Below are 19810 nucleotides of genomic sequence, written 5' to 3' on the forward strand. Positions count from 1 at the left end.
ACAAAGAAATGCTTGAAGTTAAGGCTTCTGTATTTTTAAAAAATTTCGGAGATCGGAAGATCTCTCCCGGGGAATGCGCCGCAGTTCCACCGTTACATCGTTTTTCATAAGAACCTTGAGATGGTCTATATCCCAGGTTCCAAGGAGGATGGAGGGCAGGCATGTCATTGCGCAGTGCTCGCTGTAGACGTTGCCGATATTCAGGTGATGAAAATGGAAGCCTGATTCGTAAGCGCGGACTGCATCGGATATGCAGGAAAAAAGGACAAGCGTTCGCTTCCCTCTTGTTTGTGAGTAGGGATAATTTCCTGAAAATTCGTCTATAGACCGGACAATGACTTCCGTTTCACTGGGAACGGCCATCCGCATGACCGTTTCCCGGAAAAAGTCGGAAGCTACTTCATCATTGGCGATAATGATACTGGATGCCTTCAGAAAAGGCACCCAGGCTTCCAGAATCTGTCCATGAATAAGCCGGTCATCCACTCTTACAAGGACAATCTCGTGACTGCTGTACAAGTTATGGTCAGCCAACTTTCCTGTCGAGGACCTCGCTGGCCAGGTAAATATTCTTTCTGCCATAATCGGTCACATAAGCGGCAAAATCCCGGAGGGTCATATCCTCGCGGACGTCGGAAACCTTCAGAAGCATGGGAAGGTTGACGCCCGTAACCACTTCGACTTTGTCTCTCTTTAAAAATGAAAAGGATAAATTGGAGGGCGTTCCCCCGAAGAGATCGGTAAGAATAAGCACGCCCTGACCTTTATCGAGCTTTTTGATGGCTGAACTGATTTCTTTTTTCAGGGATTCGACACCCTTGGACGGGTCAACGGACACATGCATGAGCACCTTCGAAGGGCCCTTGATCAGCTCGGCCGCTTTGATCAGCTCATCGCCGACGTTCCCATGCGTTATAATCAACACCCCGATCATGAACGAACCTCCCTGGAAAACCAATACAATCGAAAAAAGGAACGCTAATGGATTCAGCATAAAATGTCAAGAATTATGAAACAATTGAAGTCTCCCGAGAAAACGGTTTTTATTCGGATGGATGAAGGGAGAAGAAATTTCCAGATGGATGAGAGAAAACCGGGACAATCCGGAATTAATTTCCAGAATGGTTTCCCCGCAGCGACTGACGGGTATTCTGTCTGCTGTCAAGTGCGAGTATTTATTGAATAAAATAAAATTTATTCATGGCATGTTCTCTGCAATTTCCCATTCGGACAAGAATAGTTGAGGGGGAATATGGACGCAATCGCAACCGGCATTGAAAGTGCTGTTGAACTGATACAGGCTGCGCAGCCGATCATGACGGCCGGATCGAAAACCTCGGGCGTCGTTGGAAAGAGTATGACGACAGAAAAAGATCCGGTTGAAGGGCCAACGGATGCGGCATCGTTTTGTGTTTGTCTGAAAGAATCTGTGGAGCAGAAAACTTTACGGGAAAACGGGATTGATCAGGATCTGGAAAGGGAACATGTCAAATCGACTGAAGGGGAGAAGATCGGATGGATGATAAAATCTGTAAACGATCCTGTGTTCCCGGAGGCTTGCTGCCATGGAAACGGGTTTCCGGCAATTCCGAACGATCTGGGCTCTGATCCTGAGAAAAACGGGGCAAACAGAGAAACATCCGACATGACGACCAGTATTTCCGGGAAAAATTCCCTTCCCTATAGCGGGAATGATGGTGCTTTGCTGTTCGGGAATGAAAGCGGGACCGGTTTATACTCTGCTTCAAAGAATATGGATGTGCCGCTTGAGGGGGAAACAGTACAGGCGTTGAATGATAAGGCGTTCATCCGGAAATTCGATCTTGCGGCATTGAAAGGTATGCATCATCAGAAAGAAGTTATCAGCAACATGACAGAAGGGGAAATGGCAAGTGCCGATTCCGGCGTCGGGAACCTTCCTCCTGCAAGGGACATCAAAACAAGCCAAGGACAGGCCATTCCCGGGCAAAATGCTTTAAAATCAAGCGATTCTTTCTCTCTCCCTCAAAAATTGACTTCTCAAGAAAATCGTAAAAATATTGAAGGAAGCGGATCCTCGAAGTCTCCGGTAATATCGGGAGAAACCTTTCAAACAACAAAAAAAGAAGCGTCATTACATTCCCGCGCGCTTCAGACCCCCCTGTCGAACGGACTCAGATCTACAGAGTCTCCAGTAAAATCGGGAGAAACCCTTCAAAAAACAGAGATTGATGCGCCGTTAACTTCCCGCGTACTTCAGCCACACAATCTGAATGGGCAAGCTTCTCCAGAAAATGATTCATACCAGCCAACAGGGATTGAACCGATCAAAAGAGATTATTATGTTCTCGATGATAAGCAGAGTCCGAGCATGGTTATTCGGGAAAATCTTTTGGACAGCTCTTCCGTGCGAAAAGAAGAGGGGAACGGAAGTCAGGGGAAGAGATTCAGCCAGGGGTTGAAAGAGGTTTTCGAACGTTCGAATTCAGAACAACCAGGGTCCGCATTTTTTTCTGCGGAAAACAAAATTTCCATTGAAAAATCCTGGGAGTCCCGGCTTGTTCGGCCACAGGCCATGATGGATCAGGTTGTCGAAGGCGGGATCGAGATGGTCCGGAAAGGCGGCGGCCGGCTTAGAATGACCCTGAATCCTCCGAATCTGGGATCTCTGGACATGGATATCCAGGTCAGAAACAATAAGGTGGAGGTGTTGTTTTTAGTTGATACGGCAGAAATACAGTCGTCGCTGCAGGCGAACGCGGATCTTCTCAAAACGGCACTGAGTCAGCAGGGTTTGAAAGTCGATGGTTACAATGTCCTGATCCAGGGCAATACGGATCATCACAGTGCGTATTATTCCGATGATAACGCATCATGGCTGAATTCAAGGCGGGAAGGCGGCAAGGATGAGAACAGAAAAGATCAGCAGGAACAGGCTGATGGCATAATGGATCTGCTCAAGGGATCGAGGTTTTATCCGGGTGATCGTTATAACCGAATAAGCCTGTTTATTTAGGAGGTGTCAGGAGATGTGGGGCGTGACGAATATAGGCAAGGCGGCCAGCGCAGGTTCAGAAGGAACATCAACGAATAAATTAACGGGAAAAGATGAATTTTTGAAGATGCTCATTGCGCAGCTTCAAAATCAGAATCCTCTAAATCCCCTTGATGGAACCGATTTTGCCGCTCAGCTCGCCCAGTTTTCGAGTCTGGAACAGCTGACCAACATGAATTCAACACTGGAATCCTTAAGCGCACTTCAGACAACGCAGAACGGCATCATGGCTGCGAATCTGATCGGCAGGCAGGTTTCGGCCAATCAGGAGGGAGGGAATATCCTTACCGTGACCGGATCCAGCGCAAATTTGAGTTACAGCCTCGCTAAAGATGCAAAGAAGGTGACGGTAAACATTTACAATGAGGAAGGCAAACTGGTGAAAACCCTCGAAGGAAGAAATCAAAGCGCCGGACACAATACCCTCACATGGGACTGCGGTGTCGATGCGCAGGGCGCCTATACCTTTGATGTCAGCGCGGAAGATTCCAGTGGAAACGATGTATCTGTGAATACGACGATTACAGGCATTGTGACGGAGGTCCGGTTCACGGATCAATCTCTTCTGGTGACGGTGAACGGCCGGCAGATTTCCATTGCCGATATTGTCGAAGTCAGCGGCACACCGGCAACTTGATGGTTCAGCGGCAGGACATGTTTTTCATCAGGAATGAAAAGCGATTTTTATAAAAATGAAAATTGAAGATTATATGGAAAATCAGGAGGAGAGAGATGTCGAATGCGTTATGGATCGGAACGACGGGATTGAATGCCAGCCAGAGGCAGATGGATATCATCGGAAACAATCTGGCCAACTCCAGTACTCTGGGTTATAAATCGGCAGATACCCAGTTTGCCAATATGCTGAGCCAGAGCCTTACCAGCGGTTCCGGATCGTTCCAGGTCGGTCAGGGTGTCGCAATTTCCTCTGTCAATACGAAATTTGACCAGGGGTCCTTTGAGTCGACGGGCAGCGTCACGGATATGGCCATCGATGGAGAAGGCTTTTTCCCGGTCAAGGACAAAGAAGGGGCGATTTATTATACGCGGGCAGGTGCTTTCGTTATCGATAAGGATGGATATCTTGTCGATGTCAACGGATACAGAGTCCAGGGGATTAATCTTTTTTCAGCTCCCGGGGATGCGGAGCTGACGGATATCTGCCTGAAAAATATTCAGTCAGCGCCAAGTGCCACGAAGACATTCGGAATCGGGGTCAACCTCAATGACAGTGAAGATGCCGGCACATCATTTGTTGTTTCGCAGAACGTCTTTGATTCCAAAGGGGCAATTCATAATCTTTCTCTTACGTTCACGAAGACAGAGGGTGACGGCTATTGGGGGTGTCAGGCCAAACTGGATAATGTTGAAACCATCAATTCGTCATGCTGCGGGATCAAGTTTGATGAAAGTGGCAATCTGAAAAACACCTATTTAACTTCCTGCTCTGCCGGAGCAGTCAGCGGCGGTGGAGCCATTACATCCACGACAGTGAACAAGCCTGGACAGTTATATCTAAATGGAACAATTGCATGCACCCGTGGCGCCGATGCAGATACATGGACGATTTCAAGTTCTGAGTATCCGAATCTGGAATTTTCTCTGGGAGATCTGGGTAATGATGATGAAATTGCCATCGATCTGGACGGCAAAGGAGGAACGGATATCACCCTTGCTCTGGGCGCCGGCTTTGCTGATCTGTCAAGCTTTGACCTGACAATCAGCCAGGTGGAAAGCAACGCAGCCGATGTGACTTTTGAATTTCCCGGTCTTGCCAATGGAGCCGACATCGGAAGCGGCAATGCGTTGACATGGAACCTGATCGGCGACGATGCGCTTCAGGTGACTGGTTACGCGGCGACTTCAGTCATCAAGGCTCTGGAAGTCGACGGTTACACATCGGGGGTCCTGAAGTCTTTAAGCGTTGAAAAGGACGGCATCATATCCGGAATCTTCACCAACGGGCAAACATCTGATCTTGGCCAGGTCGTATTGGCAAATTTTCCCAATGTCGGAGCCTTGAGAAAAATAGGGAGTTATTTTGCCGAAACCAATTTTTCCGGTGCCGCGATTATCAACTCGCCTGGAACGGGAGGTCTGGGAGAAATCATGTCCAACTCCCTTGAACAATCCAACACCGATGTTTCCATGGAATTTGTGAACATGATCAACGCCCAGAGGGCTTATCAGGCCAGCGCCAGAATTATTACCACTTCAGATGAGATGCTGACGGAACTGATGAATATCAAACGCTGATAAATTACTCTGGACACAGGGAAACTATTCTAAGGGGGATGAAAACTTTTCATTCCCCTTTTTCAGTTTGTAGAACACGAATGAAATTCAGCTTCGTGCCGTTGATAAATAGTGTCACTGACTGGTGCGCTAATTGCTTTGTTCCGGAATGGAATTGAAAATGCCAGTATCGATTCATGAATCTGTTTGTCGAGATAACCACGTTTATTTCTGAATATTTTTTATGAAAAAGAAAGGGGGCGCCTGAATGACAATGGAGGATCAGACGCAGCCGGATTCAAAAACGGTAACTCATGAAAGAAAAACGGGTACGTTCATTAAATGGCTGATCATCGGAATTGCTGGAATTATCATTATTGCGGGAGGTCTGACCGGTGGGCTTCTTTACATTAAGCACGTATCGAAGGGCACGGAAAATCAGAAAAGTGGAAAATCATCCGTCGGCATTTTATGGCCGATGGAACCCTTCGTTGTCAATCTGGCAGACAGCACAGGCGACCGGTATTTAAAGGCGGTGATACAGATTGAGGTTTCCGATCAGGAAAATACGGCGGCGTTGGATCAACTCAAGCCCAAGTTCAGGGATTCGATACTGGATATCCTCTCATCCAAATCCTACAAGGAGCTTATGGAGGTCAGCGGAAAGCAACGGCTTCGTGAGGATATTGCATTCAAGCTGAACAGCTTTTTATCAAAAGGCAGAATCATGCGCGTTTATTTTACAGAATTTGTCATTCAGTAAGAGTTCTTCATGTCGCAGATTTTAACTCAGGAAGAAGTCGACGCTCTGCTGCGCGGCATTACAGGCGGTCAGATCGATACCGAAATTGATGAGGAAGAGGAGCCCTCCGATATCGTCATCTACGATCTGGCCAGTCAGGACCGGATCATCCGGGGGCGGATGCCCACCCTGGAAATGACGAATGAGAAATTCGCACGCATGTTCCGGACGACCTTGTCTTCCATGCTGCGCAAGGTAGTGGCGGTCAATTCCATGTCGGTCGACATGATTAAATTCGGGGAATTTCTGAAAACCCTTCCCGTGCCGACGAGCCTGCATATTTTCCGGATGGAGCCGCTTCGAGGAAACGCGATCTTTGTGATGGAGTCCAAGGTCATTTTTACCCTTGTGGATGTACTTTTCGGTGGAGCGGGGAAGGAACTGTTCAAGGTTGAAGGCAGAGAGTTTACAGCCATCGAGACGAATCTGATCAAAAAGGTGATTCTCAGTGCCCTTTCCGACCTGGAAAAAGCCTGGAAGACCATGCATGACATTCGCGTGATTTATCAACGGTCTGAAATCAACCCCCAATTCGCGCAGATTGTTCCTCCCACGGATCTGGTTTTTGTCGTCGATTTTGAAATTGAGGTTGAATACATCACCGGAATTCTCAAACTCTGCATTCCTTATTCAACGGTGGAGCCCATCCGGGAAAAATTACAGGCCGGATTCCAAAGTGAGCAGCTGGAAGTGGACAAGGTATGGATGAAGCGGTTTCGCGATAATCTCATGCTGGCTCATCTCGATATCCTGATCGAGTTGGGCAGCACGCTGATATCCGCCAAAGATGTGGTCAATCTCAAGCCCGGTGACGTCATTACCCTGGATCAGTACTGCACCGATCCGGTGAATATCTTTGTCGAGGGCATGATGAAATTTAAGGGATATCCGGGAACATATAAAGGAAATCAAGCCGTAAGGATTTCGGAGATTGTTCAGGACAAAGAGGTTATGGATTATGGAACAGAATGAGATCGATGAACTTCTTAATGAAATCGATATGGATGAAAACTCGAATTCGAGTATGGGTTTGAGCGATGACGACAATTTCGGTTGGGAAGATGTCAAGGAAGAACTTGCGCAGTCGCAGGTAAAAACTCCAAAGGTAGAGGTCAGCCCGGCTGATTTTAAGGAAATCCCTGCCGGTCCGAAAATGGATCCCCAGTTAGATCTCGATTTCATTCTCGATATTCCCCTGACTCTGAGTGTCGAACTGGGCCGGTGTCGAATGCTGATCAGTGAATTGCTCCAACTGGGACAGGGATCCATTATCGAACTGGTCAAACTGGCAGGCGAGCCTATGGATGTATACGTTAATCAGCGGCTCATCGCACGGGGAGAAGTGGTTGTGGTCAATGAAAAATTCGGGATACGGTTGACGGACATCGTTTCGCCGGCGGAACGTGTTAATAAACTGAGGTAACGGAATCACGTAACCATCTCCACAGACGAAATATACAGGAAACAATATGGAAACGGTGTCGTTTTTTCCTTCTCTTTTAAAGATGCTGTTCGCTCTGGCCATAGTTTTGGGCATGATGATCGGAGCCATGTATTTCATCAAAAGAATTCTGCATTCAACAACTCCAGAAATAGACAGAGGGGCTTTAATCAGAATCGTGGCAAGTCGGTATCTGGGACCGAAAAACAGCATCATGGTTGTTGACGTTGCCGGACAAATTATTGTCATCGGCCTGTCAAATCAGCAAATGACCGTACTGAAGACGATTTCCGATAAGGAGGCGCTGGAAAGGATGAGAAAACTGCCGGTCGAATCGGAGATGCCTTCCGCTGCTTTTGCGGAACAGTTTTCCCGTTATAAGGAAAAAATAATGTCTGCTATGGATAGCAAGATGAAATGATGACTAGATACATCAATGATGCCCTGAAAGATATTGTTCCTGAAGTTTTACTGCTTGTTATCCTTTTCACTGTGTTGGGGCCAGGGGTTGCTTCCGCGGAACCTTTATCTTTGCCGAACATCAGCTTGACTGTCGGTGGAAATGCGGATTCTCCGGACAAAGTGGCAACGGTCATTCAGCTTCTTTTCATCCTGACCGTGTTGTCACTGACACCGGCGATCCTGTTGATGCTTACCTCATTTACCCGCATTGTGATCGTCCTTTCTCTGCTAAGGCAGGCCATGGGCACGCAGCAGATGCCTTCAAATCAGATTATCATCGGTTTGTCTCTGTTCCTGACCTTTTTTATTATGTCTCCCGTGTGGCAGAGCGTGCACAGTGAAGCGTTAAAACCTTATTATGATGAGGAAATATCAGGAGAACAGGCAATCGAAAGGGCCGTCATTCCCGTTAAAGCATTTATGCTGAAGCAGACTCGAGAGAAGGACATTGCCCTGTTTCTGCAGATATCCAAAGGAAAAAGACCGGAGAAGCCAGCCGATCTGGCGCTTTCCGTTCTGGTTCCCGCCTTTGTGATCAGTGAGCTTAAAACGGCATTCCAGATCGGATTTCTGTTGTTTTTGCCTTTTTTTATTATTGACATGGTGGTTGCCAGCGTTCTGCTTTCCATGGGGATGATGATGCTTCCCCCGATTATGATGAGTCTGCCTTTCAAGCTGCTGTTATTCGTCCTGGTGGATGGATGGTATTTGATTATCGGATCGCTCGTTCAGAGTTTTCATTAGAAAATTTTATAAGGAAAGAATTCATGACTCCTGATTTTGTTGTCGGTATCATGGCTGAAGCCATCAAAGTCACACTCTTAGTGGCCGGTCCACTCCTGATCGTCGGGCTTGTTGTTGGTGTGGCGATCAGTCTGTTCCAGGCCGTCACGCAAGTGCAGGAAATGACGCTGGTTTTTGTTCCGAAAATCGTTGCCGTACTTGTTGCCCTGGTGGCCACACTGCCCTGGATGATCAATCTTCTGCTTACATTTACCCATAACCTTTATTCCAACATCCCCAATTATGTAAAATAAAGATCAGGCAATAGACGTGTTTTCAACCCCCGGGATATTCTCATGAACCTGCCTGTCATTACTCCGGAGCAGATTGCCTGTCTGATTTTCATTTTTTTGCGAGTCAGCTCCATGATCGTCGTCATGCCCATCTTCGGAGGCGACAAGACAATTCCCGTGGGCATCAAAGGAGGGCTGTCCCTTCTGATTACCTTCCTTCTGTTTCCTTTTGTGCGAATGGATTTCGGCTTTCAGTTGATGGAGCTCACCCCAATGGTCGTAATCATGATCGGTGAAATCCTCATCGGGGTGATTATCGGTTTTGTGGCCCGTTTCATCTTTGCCGGAATTCAGTTTGCAGGAGAATTAATCGGGTTTCAAATGGGATTTTCCGTCGTCAACATTATCGATCCCGTAACCAGCACTCAGGTTTCCCTGATATCGCAGCTGAAATATTTCCTGGCCATGCTGGTCTTTCTGGCTGTAAACGCTCACCACATCTTTCTTTCCGCCATGGCGGAAAGTTTTGTGAGGATTTCGCCGATGCAGTTTCATCTGACAGAAAGGGTGATTGCACCCTTATGTCTTCTTTCAATGGAGGTTTTCATAATTGCTGTAAAAATCAGTGCTCCGGTGGTAGCCGTGCTCATTTTTACTCATGTCGCCCTGGGTGTTGTGGCAAGGACGGTTCCCCAAATCAATATCTTTATTGTCGGATTCCCTCTACAGATTGCCTTGGGATTAATTTTTCTGGGATTGAGCGCACCGATTTTTGTCAATTATTGCATCCGACTTTTCAACGGCTTGGCAAAACAGATCCATATGCTTGTTCTGCTGATGTGAAATAAATGTAAAATTAAAACTGTCGCTAAGCAAGGCCGTTTTTTCCTCTTAATCATGAAAAGGCCTGTTTCTTATCAAAAAAGTGTGTTTCATGTCTCCGATATCTGATTTCTGAACTCCATGGCTGAATCGAACAAAGATCAGGAACGAACTGAAGAAGCGACCCCGAAAAGAAGGGAAGAAGCACGTGAACAGGGACAGGTAGCGAAGAGCCGGGACTTGGCTTCCGTTGCTATTCTGAGCGCGTGCCTTCTCTATTTTTATTTTGGAGCCAACAGCTTTCTTCATCAGCTCATGGATCTGATGAAAAGCTCTTTTTCAAGTCTAGATTCTTCCCTTGTGACAACGGAAAATATTCAATCTCTCCTCTTTTCAGCTTTCTATAAGACCATTACCTTAATGACGCCGTTTTTGTTGGTGGTTTGTATTGCAGCTCTGTCATCCAATATACTGCAGGTCGGTTTTAAGATATCAACAAAAGCCATTGCCCCGAAGTTGTCGAAAATTGATCCTGCCAAAGGGTTCGCCAGACTTTTTTCGCTTCAATCCCTGATTGAATTCATAAAGAGCATTTTCAAAATAAGCATCGCCGGGTTTGTCGCATATCTGACCGTCAAAAGTGAGCTGGTGGATATCCTTCCTCTTGCTGATTCGAGTGTCTGGGAAATTCTGGTTTATATCACCGGGACTTCTTTCCGTATCCTTCTGACTACCTGTTGGGTTCTCATTATCCTTGCCTTGATGGATTACCTTTATCAACGCTGGGAATATGAACGAAATTTAAAAATGTCCCGACAGGAGATCAAGGACGAAAACAAGCAGACCGAAGGCGATCCGATCGTCAAAGCCAGAATTAGAAGGCTTCAGCGGGAGATGGCTCAAAGAAGAATGATGGCGAATGTTCCAAAAGCGGATGTGATCATCACCAACCCGACGCATCTCGCTGTTGCCCTTCAATATGACCAGGACTCCATGATCGCCCCGAAGGTCATTGCCAAAGGGGCTGGATATTTAGCTGAAAAAATTAAGGAAATAGCCAGAGAAAGCCGTGTGCCTCTTGTTGAAAATAAACCACTGGCACAGGTATTGTATAAAATGGTCGAGGTGAGCGGTACGATTCCTGACAGTTTATACAAAGCCGTGGCTGAGATCCTGGCATATATTTATTCAATCAAACGGGAATAGAACAGATTGCCTTCAGAATGTTGAAATACGGCAGGAAGCGGGCGGCGCTTTCGAGCGCATCATAATGGAAAAGCGATGACAAGAAGCGAAGAAAGACGACCAGGTTCTGAGTTGAGCCCTTGAAGGGATGACGTGATGCAGGCAACGGGAGCAGTCGGGAGATTCTCCGAATTAACAAGAAGCAGCAGCATGATGATGGCCCTGGGGGTGATCGGAATCCTCATGGTCATGATGATCCCGCTGCCGACTCTGTTGCTGGACATTCTGCTGTCTTTCAGCATCACCGTGTCGATTATCATCCTGCTCATGTCCATGTATGTTCTCAAACCCCTTGATTTCTCCATTTTTCCTTCCATTCTTCTTGTTGTCACTTTATTGAGGCTGTCTCTAAACGTAGCCTCGACGCGCTTGATTCTCCTGCATGGGAATGAAGGAGCAACGGCCGCCGGTCATGTTATCCATGCATTCGGCACGTTTGTGGTCGGGGGCAATTATGTTGTCGGTCTGATTGTTTTTACCGTACTTGTGCTGATTAATTTCATCGTCATTACCAAGGGATCAACGCGTATCGCGGAAGTAGCAGCCCGTTTCACCCTCGACGCCATGCCGGGGAAGCAGATGAGCATTGATGCAGACCTCAATGCCGGTTTGATCTCGGATGTGGATGCCCGTAAAAGAAGAGGCGACCTTGAAAAGGAAACCAATTTTTATGGTGCGATGGACGGCGCCAGCAAATTTGTACGCGGAGATGCTGTGGCGGGCATTGTCATCACACTGATCAATATCATCGGTGGATTGGTTATTGGTGTTTTACAGCAGGGAATGCCGTTTGTTGATGCCGCAAGAAATTATACCTTATTGACAGTAGGTGATGGACTGGTTTCTCAGATTCCCGCTTTGATTGTTTCAACAGCAGCCGGAATGCTGGTCACAAGATCCGCCGCGTCCTCCGATCTGGGCGACGAGGTGCGTCACCAGTTGTTGATGCAGCCAAACGCAATTGCCACGGCGTCAATCATGATTCTTGCTTTTTCCCTGATCCCCGGTATGCCCAAGTTCTCTTTTGTTCTGGTTTCCGCCATGATCGGTTGGCTGGCTTGGAACCTTTACAGTACAGCGGATCAATCCCGGGAAACCGAAGAAGAACCAGCACAGTTTCCAGTCCAGGAAGAACCGGAAGATCTGCTCATTCCATTGGATGTCTTGGGGCTGGAAGTGGGATACGGTCTCATTCCCCTGGTAGATGCCAGTCAGGGAGGGGAATTGCTCCATCGGATCAAGGCACTGCGAAAGCAGATGGCGATGGAAATGGGGTTCATCGTTCCTGCAATTCATATCAGAGACAATCTTCAATTAAATGTCAATTCATACTCGGTAATCCTGAAAGGAGTCGAAATTGCCGATGGAGAACTGATGCCGGGACATCATATGGCTATTAACACAGGAGATCAAAGTTTCAATCTCAAGGGAATAGAAACAAAGGAACCGGCTTTTGGCCTGCCGGCTGTGTGGATACCTGAAAAAGAAAGAGAAAGCGTGCAAGCGAAAGGATACGTTGTTGTTGATCCATCAACAGTTGTTACGACGCATTTAACGGAAATTATCAAGCTGCACGCAGATGAATTGATGGGAAGGCATGAAGTTCAGATGCTGATCGATAATTTAAGCCGGATGTACCCCAAGGTTGTTGAAGACCTTGTGCCGAAGATCGTTCCCTACGGGATTCTCCAGAAAGTTCTGCAAAGATTGCTGCGGGAACGTGTTTCCATCCGCGACCTTTATACCATTACAGAAACCCTGGCTGATTATGTGTCGATGACAAAGAATGTCGATATCTTGACAGGGTATGTCCGACAGGCGCTGGCCAGATCCATTACAAAACAGTATCTGGATTCGAATGGGAGTTTGACGGTCATGATGATTTCTCCCGACATCGAAGATACGATAGGGAAGGCGGTTCAACATACGGAACAGGAATCTTATGTAAACCCTGATCCGATCATGATCAGAAAACTAGTCAATAAGGTGCAGAAATTGATCAATTCTTTTACGGCAAAAGGATTGCAGCCGATAATCCTCTGTTCTCCCGCGGTCCGGATTCATCTCAGAAATATCATGGAGAAATTCTTTCCCAGCGTCGTAGTCCTTTCTCATAATGAGGTTACGCGGGAAACATCCATCAAATCCTTAGGCATGGTAGAGCTGTAATATGCAGATCAAACGATATGAAGTTGCAAATGTCCAGGAGGCCGTTAAAAAAATAAAAAAGGACCTGGGTCCGGATGCAATTATTCTGTCGTCAAAAAAGTTGAGAGGTTCCGGGGGGGGCATGTTGGAGGTTATTGCTGCCAGAGATCTGGATTTCACAACCAATGCCGGCCAAAACGATCTTTCCGGCAACAATGAGTGGCGAATAGAACAAGATCGGGGAAAGAGTCTTGAAGATCTGGCATCTTACTTAAAGAATAATTTTGAGGAATTAAAAAGACTGTTTCAAGATCTGAAGAATGAACGGTATATGCTTACCGAGCTGGCGGAATTAAAGGATTCCATGAACACATTCTTCGATGTTCTTGGCTTGAAGCGAAACAGGACAGGGTGTGTGCAGACGGATCAAATTTACTATAATCTGATTTCAAAAGGCATTTCAAAAGAGAAAGCCTGGAAGGCTGTGGAAAAGGTCAAGAATGAATTTGCCTCCGGGCAGATTGAAAATGTACAGGCAGGTTTGTCTGTGATTGAAAGTCTGATTGGACAATCTCTTCCATTTGTAAATCATTCCGAAAAGGAAAAAAGGGTTAAAGTTTTTATTGGTCCTACAGGCGTCGGAAAAACAACGACACTTGCAAAACTTTCAGCTTATCATGCCCTAAGTAAAAAAAAGACCGTGGGACTCATAACGACCGACACATACCGGATTGCCGCGGTTGAACAATTGAAAACATACGCCAGAATCATAGGTATTCCTTTGAGAGTCGCTCCCAGGAAGGATGATTTCAAACAATCCCTGAAAAAGTTTGCTGATAAGGATGTCATCCTTGTTGACACACCGGGAAGGAGCAGCAACGACATTGTAAATTTGAAAAAGCTCAATGAAACCCTGAGGTCGGATATTCCCTTTGAGTCGAATCTTCTCATAAGCCTTACCTCAAGTAGAGAGTCCATGATGGAGGTGGCATTGCGCTACAGGATTTTTGATTATGATCGGATTATCCTGACCAAGGCCGATGAATCCTTACGTGTTGGTTTCCTCTGGGATGTTCTTGATCGGATTTCCAAACCTGTTTCCTATATTACAAATGGACAAAACGTGCCTCATGACATTGAAGAAGCAACTCCGCAAAAAATTGCCAGGATGATTATAGGTAACGATTTGAATTGAATGTTCCGCTGACAGGGTAGTGCATCGGGAAACGCCGGAAAAGAGCCTTTCCAATGTTGAAGACAACCGACTATGCAATGAGGGGTAAAAGAGTGGATCAGGCCGAATCTCTAAGAGAACTGGTAAGGAAAAGAAACGAGACAAAATTTGGAAACCAGTCAGAAATCGAGAAAAAAAATCGCATGAAAAAAAATTATGACCGAGTCAGAACCATTGCAATAACGAGTGGAAAAGGGGGTGTGGGAAAAACCAACATTACCGCAAATCTGGCGTGTATGTTGGCTAAAATGAACAAAAAAACACTCGTTCTCGATGCGGACGTCGGACTGGCCAATATTGATGTCGTTCTCGGACTGACTCCGAAATACAATTTGCATCATGTTCTTACTGGAGAACGAAGATTGTCGGAAGTGATTGTAGCCGGTCCAGGTGGTGTGAAGATTTTGCCTTCCGCGTCGGGTATTCACGAAATGACGGATCTGTCGCGGGGTCAGAAATTAACCCTGCTGGATGATTTAAATTCCATAAAAGAAAGTCTCGATTTCATGCTGATTGATACCGGTGCCGGTATTGCCGGGAATGTCATGTATTTCAATATGGCAGCAAGAGAAATCATTGTTGTTACTTCTCCGGAGCCAACGTCTCTTACTGACGCCTATGCTCTGATTAAAGTTTTGTATCAGCGATATGCAAAAAAAAGATTCCGGTTGTTAATCAATATGGTGAGAAGCGCTGCTGAAGCCAATAAAGTCTATCTTCGCCTCAGTTCAGCAACGGATCATTTCCTGAATTTAAACATTGAGTTCATGGGTTATATCCTTCATGACAAAAAATTACAGGAAGCCGTTAAACTGCGAAAGGCCCTCGTGGAGCTTTATCCTGATTCCAAGGCAAGTCTTTGTGTAAAGAAGGTGGCTGAAAAAATATGTGAAGAAAATCCTGAGTACGATGAAAGCGGGAGCATCAGTTTCTTCGGGGAAAAAATCCTGGGTAATGAATGCAGATAAGAAAGATCGTGAAGCATTAATCTTGAAATATCTTCCCTTTGTAAAAGCTGTTGTAGGCCGCATGGCATCCAAAATACCCATTGATGCCGGGGACAAGGAAGATCTGATTCACGTGGGAATTATCGGCTTGATGTCCGCAATTGAAAAATATGATACCAGGAGAAACGTCCGCTTTGAAACCTATGCTGGAATCAGAATTCGAGGCGCTGTTCTTGACGAGTTAAGGGCAAGGGATTGGGTTCCAAGAGCTGTGCGCAGCAGGGATAATGAAATTACGAAGGCTATTTCGTCGTTGCAGAAGATATTGAGAAGAGCGCCGGACGATCATGAAATATCGGAATATTTGGGACTGTCTATTGAAGAGTATTTTAAATTGCTGGATGATTCCCGTTGCATTTCACTGATCAGCAGCGAAGATTTACCCGGAGATTATCTGGATCGTTATTCCTGTTCCGATGTAATCAGGGCCGTCGAACAGGGCAGTGCTCTAGATTTAATCACGGACCATGAGTTCAGAATGCAACTGAAGAAAGCCATGGAGCTGCTGCCTGACAAAGAGCGCCTGGTTTTGACATTATATTATTATGAGGAACTGACGATGAAGGAAATCGGTAAAGTTCTGGATTTAACGGAGTCGAGGGTATGTCAGCTTCATTCTCAGGCCATTTTCCGCCTCAGGGCGGCGGTAAAGAAAATTAACTTGTAAGGCTTTAAGACAAACTGAAAACAGGGTGCCGGGATTGAGAGTCGGGATTAATCAGAATAAGAGATAAGCGAAGTTTTTACCACGTGGCCATTCTATTGACGAGATACTATGAAGAAGATTAAAAAAGACATTTCGGATTTCAGTCATCATGAGAACGACAATTGTGGAGAAGATTATTCCACCGGAGAGTCAAATCGATCCGACTCGCTGTCTCAAGAGAAAAATTTCGGGAGCCGTTGGAAGAAATCAAAAAAAAATGCAGTCGGTTATTGTTTAGCATTTGTTGCATTTTCTTCAGGCATTGCTTTTTTCCTGGTAGATTTCCATACATTGAAATTTAACAACGCTCCGGTTGAGAATATCACACCTGTTCAGCAGCCCGTAAAGTGTAAATTCGCATCGTTGCAGGATTTTATTATCAATTTTAAAGACGGCGGCGGAAAGGAAAAAATTTTTGTTTGTGCCTTGGCGCTGGAAATAAGCCCGGATCACAAACTTGCATTCAAAGACGATCATTTTGACATCAGGAAAATGATTTATAAAAAACTTTTAACCTGCAGCCGGGAGAATACTTCTTTTCTTCAGGATAGAAACCGGTTAAGGGATTTCCTTTTCGTTGAACTTAATCAGCAACTTGGGGGAAATATCGTTACCGGAATCTATTTCACAAAATTTATGATTTTGTAATATCTTTCTGTTTTTTTAACTGAGTATATCGGCATCGCTGAAGCGTCAGAGAGAGGAATTGATTGATGAAGATTGCTGTAAGAACGAAAGAGTCTGCATACAAGGCTCTGGAAAGAGAATTTGAGTCAACGCTGGTAAATGAACTCATTCCCGGTATTCTGCATAATTTCGCCAACCCCCTCAACGGAATCATGGGGCGTTCGAAACTGTTGCAAAGACGGATGAATGAGCATTTCAATAAAATTAAGGAATGTTGTCCGGATTTTGCCAGGGAAATCGTCGATGAGCAGGATAAATTGTCAACCGATGTGATCTCTATTTGCAAAGAATCCGATCGTTTTTTCTACTTGTTTCAGGATCTGGCATCGAAGTTTTATGTTATCTCGGATAATAGGTTTGAGCGGATTAACTTAAAGAAACTCATCGAAAATGAACTTCGTTTTTTGGAATTTTACCTGGATTTCAAGCATGAAATAAAAAAAACGATCAAACTGACCAGCGATATGCCCTGGATATATGGGACTCAATCCGGTTATTCGCTATGTTTTTCCGCACTTTTAAGAAGCAGCATGTACAGAATGAAGAAAAGTGAAACAAAAGAATTATCCATTATAACCGATTGCGATGAGAGAAATATTATGGTTGTTATTCAGGATACCGGGGCAAAGATGATCGTCAATACGGATTCTGCAACTGAAGGGGATAGCTTACTGTCCTGCAATGTTGATATGTCAAGTCTTGTGTGTGTCCAGCTTCTTTTCAAAGAATATAACGTGAAGAGTGTTTTTGAAGGCAAAACGGGGTGGAACAGGGTAACACTTCAAATTCCTGTAAATCGGGAATCATCGACCTGAGATCGATAAGAGAAAAAGAACGCTTTATGGATTGTGCGGGATTTCCACCTTCTTACTTCAGATAATTTGACTGAGGGAACATTCTCATGGTCAGGCCCATCGACGTCCAGCAGGTAATCCTGCAGACCAGTGCAATAGAAAAAGTTCAACAGGTACAGCAGAAACAATTCGGTGTTCAGCAGGAATATATCGGCATACAGCTCAAAGAAGAAAAAAGCCTTGCAGAAGAAAAGGTTCAGGATGCTTCCGAGACGGAAAAATCAGAAATCAGGGATAGAGAAAACGATAAAAAAAGGCAATCCACCAAGCATGGAATGAGAAGGTCTGAGAAACCTGATGGAGAGAGAAGGGAAGTTGAGGAGAATAGCGGAGCCAATGCGATGGGGAGATTTATCGATATCAAGGTCTGAAATCAGGATAAAAAACAACGATGAATATTAATGGTTTGTTGGTTTTTCAGATGATAACAGATGTTCTGATCTGTATTGGAATTTTATTCTTACTGATCAGGTTTCGAAAAATATTCAACCCGCTATCAGTAGAGTTCAGTGAAAAAAAGGCTCAAGAATTCTGCAGATTATTAGAGGAATCCAGGGAAGATGCCGGTAAATTTCTGAAGAAATTGGATAAAGAGAAGAGGGAATTGAACACCCTTGCCGTTGCCCTTGATGAAAAAGAAAAAAAACTGAATGATCTGATCAGAAAATCAAATGGTTATCCCGTTATGTCAAATTCAGATAAAGCGGTTTCGGATATTGCCGAAAGTACAGGATCCTTTTTCGGGGAAACACAGGAACATGTTTTGAGTCTGGCCCGGCAAGGTCTGGATGAAGAACAAATCGCTCATCAATCAGGACTGCCCGAAGGTGAAGTTGATCTGATTCTCAACCTCGCCCGAGAGAAAAGTTCATGATAACGTCGCATACAATGGAAATATCGCCTAATGTCCCAACTGCATTTTCCAATCCTGTTCAGGTTATCAAAAATCCTGCCGATATCTCATCCTTCCGCCTCGGGGATGTGGTGCAGGCACTGGTTCTGGAGAAGCTGAGCAGTAAAGAAGTGCTGCTCGCTGTAAAGGAATCTGAAATTGCTGCTCAATCAGCTCTTCCATTGAACGTGGGAGATCGTCTGCTTCTTCAGGTTGCAAAAACTCACCCCATGATAGTTCTTAAACTCATCATTCCGGATGATTCGGAAACGCTTGAATTTCGAAATAATTTAGTCCTGTTTCGGTCATTCCCCGAAGGGTTGTTTAATGTGGTGAAAAATGGTCTTGAGATATTTCAGGGGAATATACAACCAGTTTATCAATTTCTCAATCAAGCGGACATCGATGCCTTTCTTAAAATTCTCAATACTCTCATTTATTCTGAGAAAAGCCTGACGAGCCCTCTTTTTTTAAAAGAGTTTATTATGAATATCGGTTACTTGATGGAAAAAAACCTCAAGAAGTCTCTTGATCGGACACATGAAAAAGGAAATGACTTAAAGAAAGGGGTGGACAAAAATATTAAAAGCATTTTAGCCAGGCTTTCCTGCCAACTCCATCAGATTATGGATAACGCTATGGATTCGGATTTAGATCCCATGCTGTTGAAATCATTGAAGAGCCTGTCGGATTATACGGCTGATTCATTGAAAATGATTTATAATCAGCAAGTTGTAAATGTGTTCAGCCAGGAAGAGCAGCAGGGATATTATTTCCAGCTTCCGATTAAGTTCGCTGACAACCTGAGGATGGTGGATCTCTTTATCAGGTTGAACAACGCTAATAAGAAAAAAACGGGAATGGTTAAACAATTTCAATTTGTTTTGTTTTTTAATATGGATCCATTGGGAGATCTTATTGTGGACGTCAGATATATGAATAAAAAAATATGGGGACTTTTTAAATGTGACCGATCCGAATCACGTGATTTTCTTTCTGATTTTATAGAGACCTTGAATGAACGCCTTATTTTGTCGGGATATGGCCCAAATTCTTTCAACATCCAACTTTCCAGGGATCTTTCGAGAGAAAGGTCTGACTATTTGAAAGATACCGTGATCTATTCAAAAAAGATCGTTAACTGCTTTGCCTGAATTGGCTGATGTGGCTGTGTTGAGGGAATGACATTCAAAACGATGAATTTAAGATAGTCGTGTGAAGAAGA

Annotated in this window: 22 protein-coding genes; 20 read left to right on the top strand and 2 right to left on the bottom strand. The window is 45.0% G+C overall.

Going from position 1 to position 19810, the window contains the following annotated elements; all coding sequences use genetic code 11:
• Positions 1-18: 18 nt before the first annotated feature.
• Entirely contained in the window at positions 19-534 is a 516-nt protein-coding gene (locus SYN_RS15205) for a PTS sugar transporter subunit IIB (protein ID WP_158302939.1), read from the bottom strand.
• Positions 527-934, bottom strand: a complete 408-nt coding sequence (locus tag SYN_RS06280) for a PTS sugar transporter subunit IIA (RefSeq protein WP_041584811.1) — start codon at positions 932-934, stop codon at positions 527-529. The genes SYN_RS15205 and SYN_RS06280 overlap by 8 nt, the downstream gene beginning before the upstream one ends.
• Positions 935-1252: 318 nt before the next feature.
• Between SYN_RS06280 and SYN_RS06285 the strand changes: the two genes are divergently transcribed.
• The 20 genes from SYN_RS06285 (at position 1253) to SYN_RS06380 (ending at position 19739) form a co-directional block, all read left to right on the top strand.
• Entirely contained in the window at positions 1253-2995 is a 1743-nt protein-coding gene (locus tag SYN_RS06285; protein WP_041584812.1) for a flagellar hook-length control protein FliK, read from the top strand.
• A 13-nt stretch (positions 2996-3008) separates the two neighbouring features.
• Positions 3009-3671 carry a flagellar hook assembly protein FlgD gene (locus SYN_RS06290; RefSeq protein ID WP_011417237.1) on the top strand — a complete coding sequence of 221 codons (663 nt, stop codon included), beginning with the start codon at positions 3009-3011 and terminating at the stop codon, positions 3669-3671.
• Positions 3672-3766: 95 nt separating this feature from the next.
• Entirely contained in the window at positions 3767-5290 is a 1524-nt protein-coding gene (locus SYN_RS06295) for a flagellar hook protein FlgE (RefSeq protein WP_041584813.1), read from the top strand.
• Positions 5291-5537: 247 nt separating this feature from the next.
• Positions 5538-6032, top strand: a complete 495-nt coding sequence (locus tag SYN_RS15210) for a flagellar basal body-associated FliL family protein (protein ID WP_011417239.1) — start codon at positions 5538-5540, stop codon at positions 6030-6032.
• Positions 6033-6041: 9 nt separating this feature from the next.
• Positions 6042-7043: a flagellar motor switch protein FliM gene (gene fliM, locus SYN_RS06305; RefSeq protein WP_011417240.1), complete on the top strand. Its 1002-nt coding sequence runs from the start codon at positions 6042-6044 to the stop codon at positions 7041-7043.
• A complete protein-coding gene (gene fliN, locus SYN_RS06310) occupies positions 7030-7494 on the top strand; it encodes a flagellar motor switch protein FliN (RefSeq protein ID WP_083756453.1) in 465 nt (154 codons plus the stop codon). The genes fliM and fliN overlap by 14 nt, the downstream gene beginning before the upstream one ends.
• 46 nt (positions 7495-7540) lie before the next feature.
• The gene (gene fliO, locus SYN_RS06315) at positions 7541-7933 is read left to right on the top strand and encodes a flagellar biosynthetic protein FliO (protein ID WP_011417242.1); all 393 of its coding nucleotides are present in this window, start codon (positions 7541-7543) and stop codon (positions 7931-7933) included.
• Positions 7930-8718: a flagellar type III secretion system pore protein FliP gene (fliP, locus tag SYN_RS06320; protein WP_011417243.1), complete on the top strand. Its 789-nt coding sequence runs from the start codon at positions 7930-7932 to the stop codon at positions 8716-8718. Before fliO ends, fliP begins: the two co-directional genes overlap by 4 nt.
• 23 nt (positions 8719-8741) lie before the next feature.
• Positions 8742-9011 (top strand): flagellar biosynthesis protein FliQ, encoded by a 270-nt coding sequence (gene fliQ / locus SYN_RS06325; protein WP_011417244.1) that lies wholly within the window; start codon positions 8742-8744, stop codon positions 9009-9011.
• A 42-nt stretch (positions 9012-9053) separates the two neighbouring features.
• Complete coding sequence (gene fliR, locus SYN_RS06330) at positions 9054-9833, top strand: flagellar biosynthetic protein FliR (protein WP_011417245.1); 780 nt, start codon at positions 9054-9056, stop codon at positions 9831-9833.
• Positions 9834-9953: 120 nt separating this feature from the next.
• Complete coding sequence (flhB, locus tag SYN_RS06335) at positions 9954-11018, top strand: flagellar biosynthesis protein FlhB (RefSeq protein WP_011417246.1); 1065 nt, start codon at positions 9954-9956, stop codon at positions 11016-11018.
• A 189-nt stretch (positions 11019-11207) separates the two neighbouring features.
• On the top strand, positions 11208-13226 hold the full coding sequence (gene flhA / locus SYN_RS06340; RefSeq protein ID WP_202943603.1) for a flagellar biosynthesis protein FlhA: 2019 nt from the start codon (positions 11208-11210) through the stop codon (positions 13224-13226).
• 1 nt (position 13227) lies between these two features.
• Positions 13228-14400, top strand: a complete 1173-nt coding sequence (flhF, locus tag SYN_RS15215; protein ID WP_011417248.1) for a flagellar biosynthesis protein FlhF — start codon at positions 13228-13230, stop codon at positions 14398-14400.
• 182 nt (positions 14401-14582) lie between these two features.
• Positions 14583-15407, top strand: a complete 825-nt coding sequence (locus SYN_RS06350) for a MinD/ParA family protein (protein ID WP_158302940.1) — start codon at positions 14583-14585, stop codon at positions 15405-15407.
• Positions 15394-16113 carry a sigma-70 family RNA polymerase sigma factor gene (locus SYN_RS06355; protein ID WP_049749923.1) on the top strand — a complete coding sequence of 240 codons (720 nt, stop codon included), beginning with the start codon at positions 15394-15396 and terminating at the stop codon, positions 16111-16113. Before SYN_RS06350 ends, SYN_RS06355 begins: the two co-directional genes overlap by 14 nt.
• Positions 16114-16221: 108 nt before the next feature.
• Complete coding sequence (locus SYN_RS06360) at positions 16222-16800, top strand: flagellar basal body-associated FliL family protein (protein ID WP_011417251.1); 579 nt, start codon at positions 16222-16224, stop codon at positions 16798-16800.
• A gap of 65 nt (positions 16801-16865) precedes the next feature.
• Complete coding sequence (locus SYN_RS06365) at positions 16866-17654, top strand: HAMP domain-containing histidine kinase (protein ID WP_011417252.1); 789 nt, start codon at positions 16866-16868, stop codon at positions 17652-17654.
• An 86-nt stretch (positions 17655-17740) separates the two neighbouring features.
• Complete coding sequence (locus SYN_RS06370) at positions 17741-18064, top strand: hypothetical protein (RefSeq protein WP_011417254.1); 324 nt, start codon at positions 17741-17743, stop codon at positions 18062-18064.
• A 20-nt stretch (positions 18065-18084) separates the two neighbouring features.
• Positions 18085-18567: a hypothetical protein gene (locus SYN_RS06375; RefSeq protein WP_011417255.1), complete on the top strand. Its 483-nt coding sequence runs from the start codon at positions 18085-18087 to the stop codon at positions 18565-18567.
• The gene (locus SYN_RS06380; RefSeq protein WP_011417256.1) at positions 18564-19739 is read left to right on the top strand and encodes a flagellar hook-length control protein FliK; all 1176 of its coding nucleotides are present in this window, start codon (positions 18564-18566) and stop codon (positions 19737-19739) included. Before SYN_RS06375 ends, SYN_RS06380 begins: the two co-directional genes overlap by 4 nt.
• Positions 19740-19810 lie beyond the last annotated feature (71 nt).

The sequence above is a fragment of the Syntrophus aciditrophicus SB genome (assembly GCF_000013405.1).
Taxonomy (GTDB): Bacteria; Desulfobacterota; Syntrophia; order Syntrophales; family Syntrophaceae; genus Syntrophus; species Syntrophus aciditrophicus.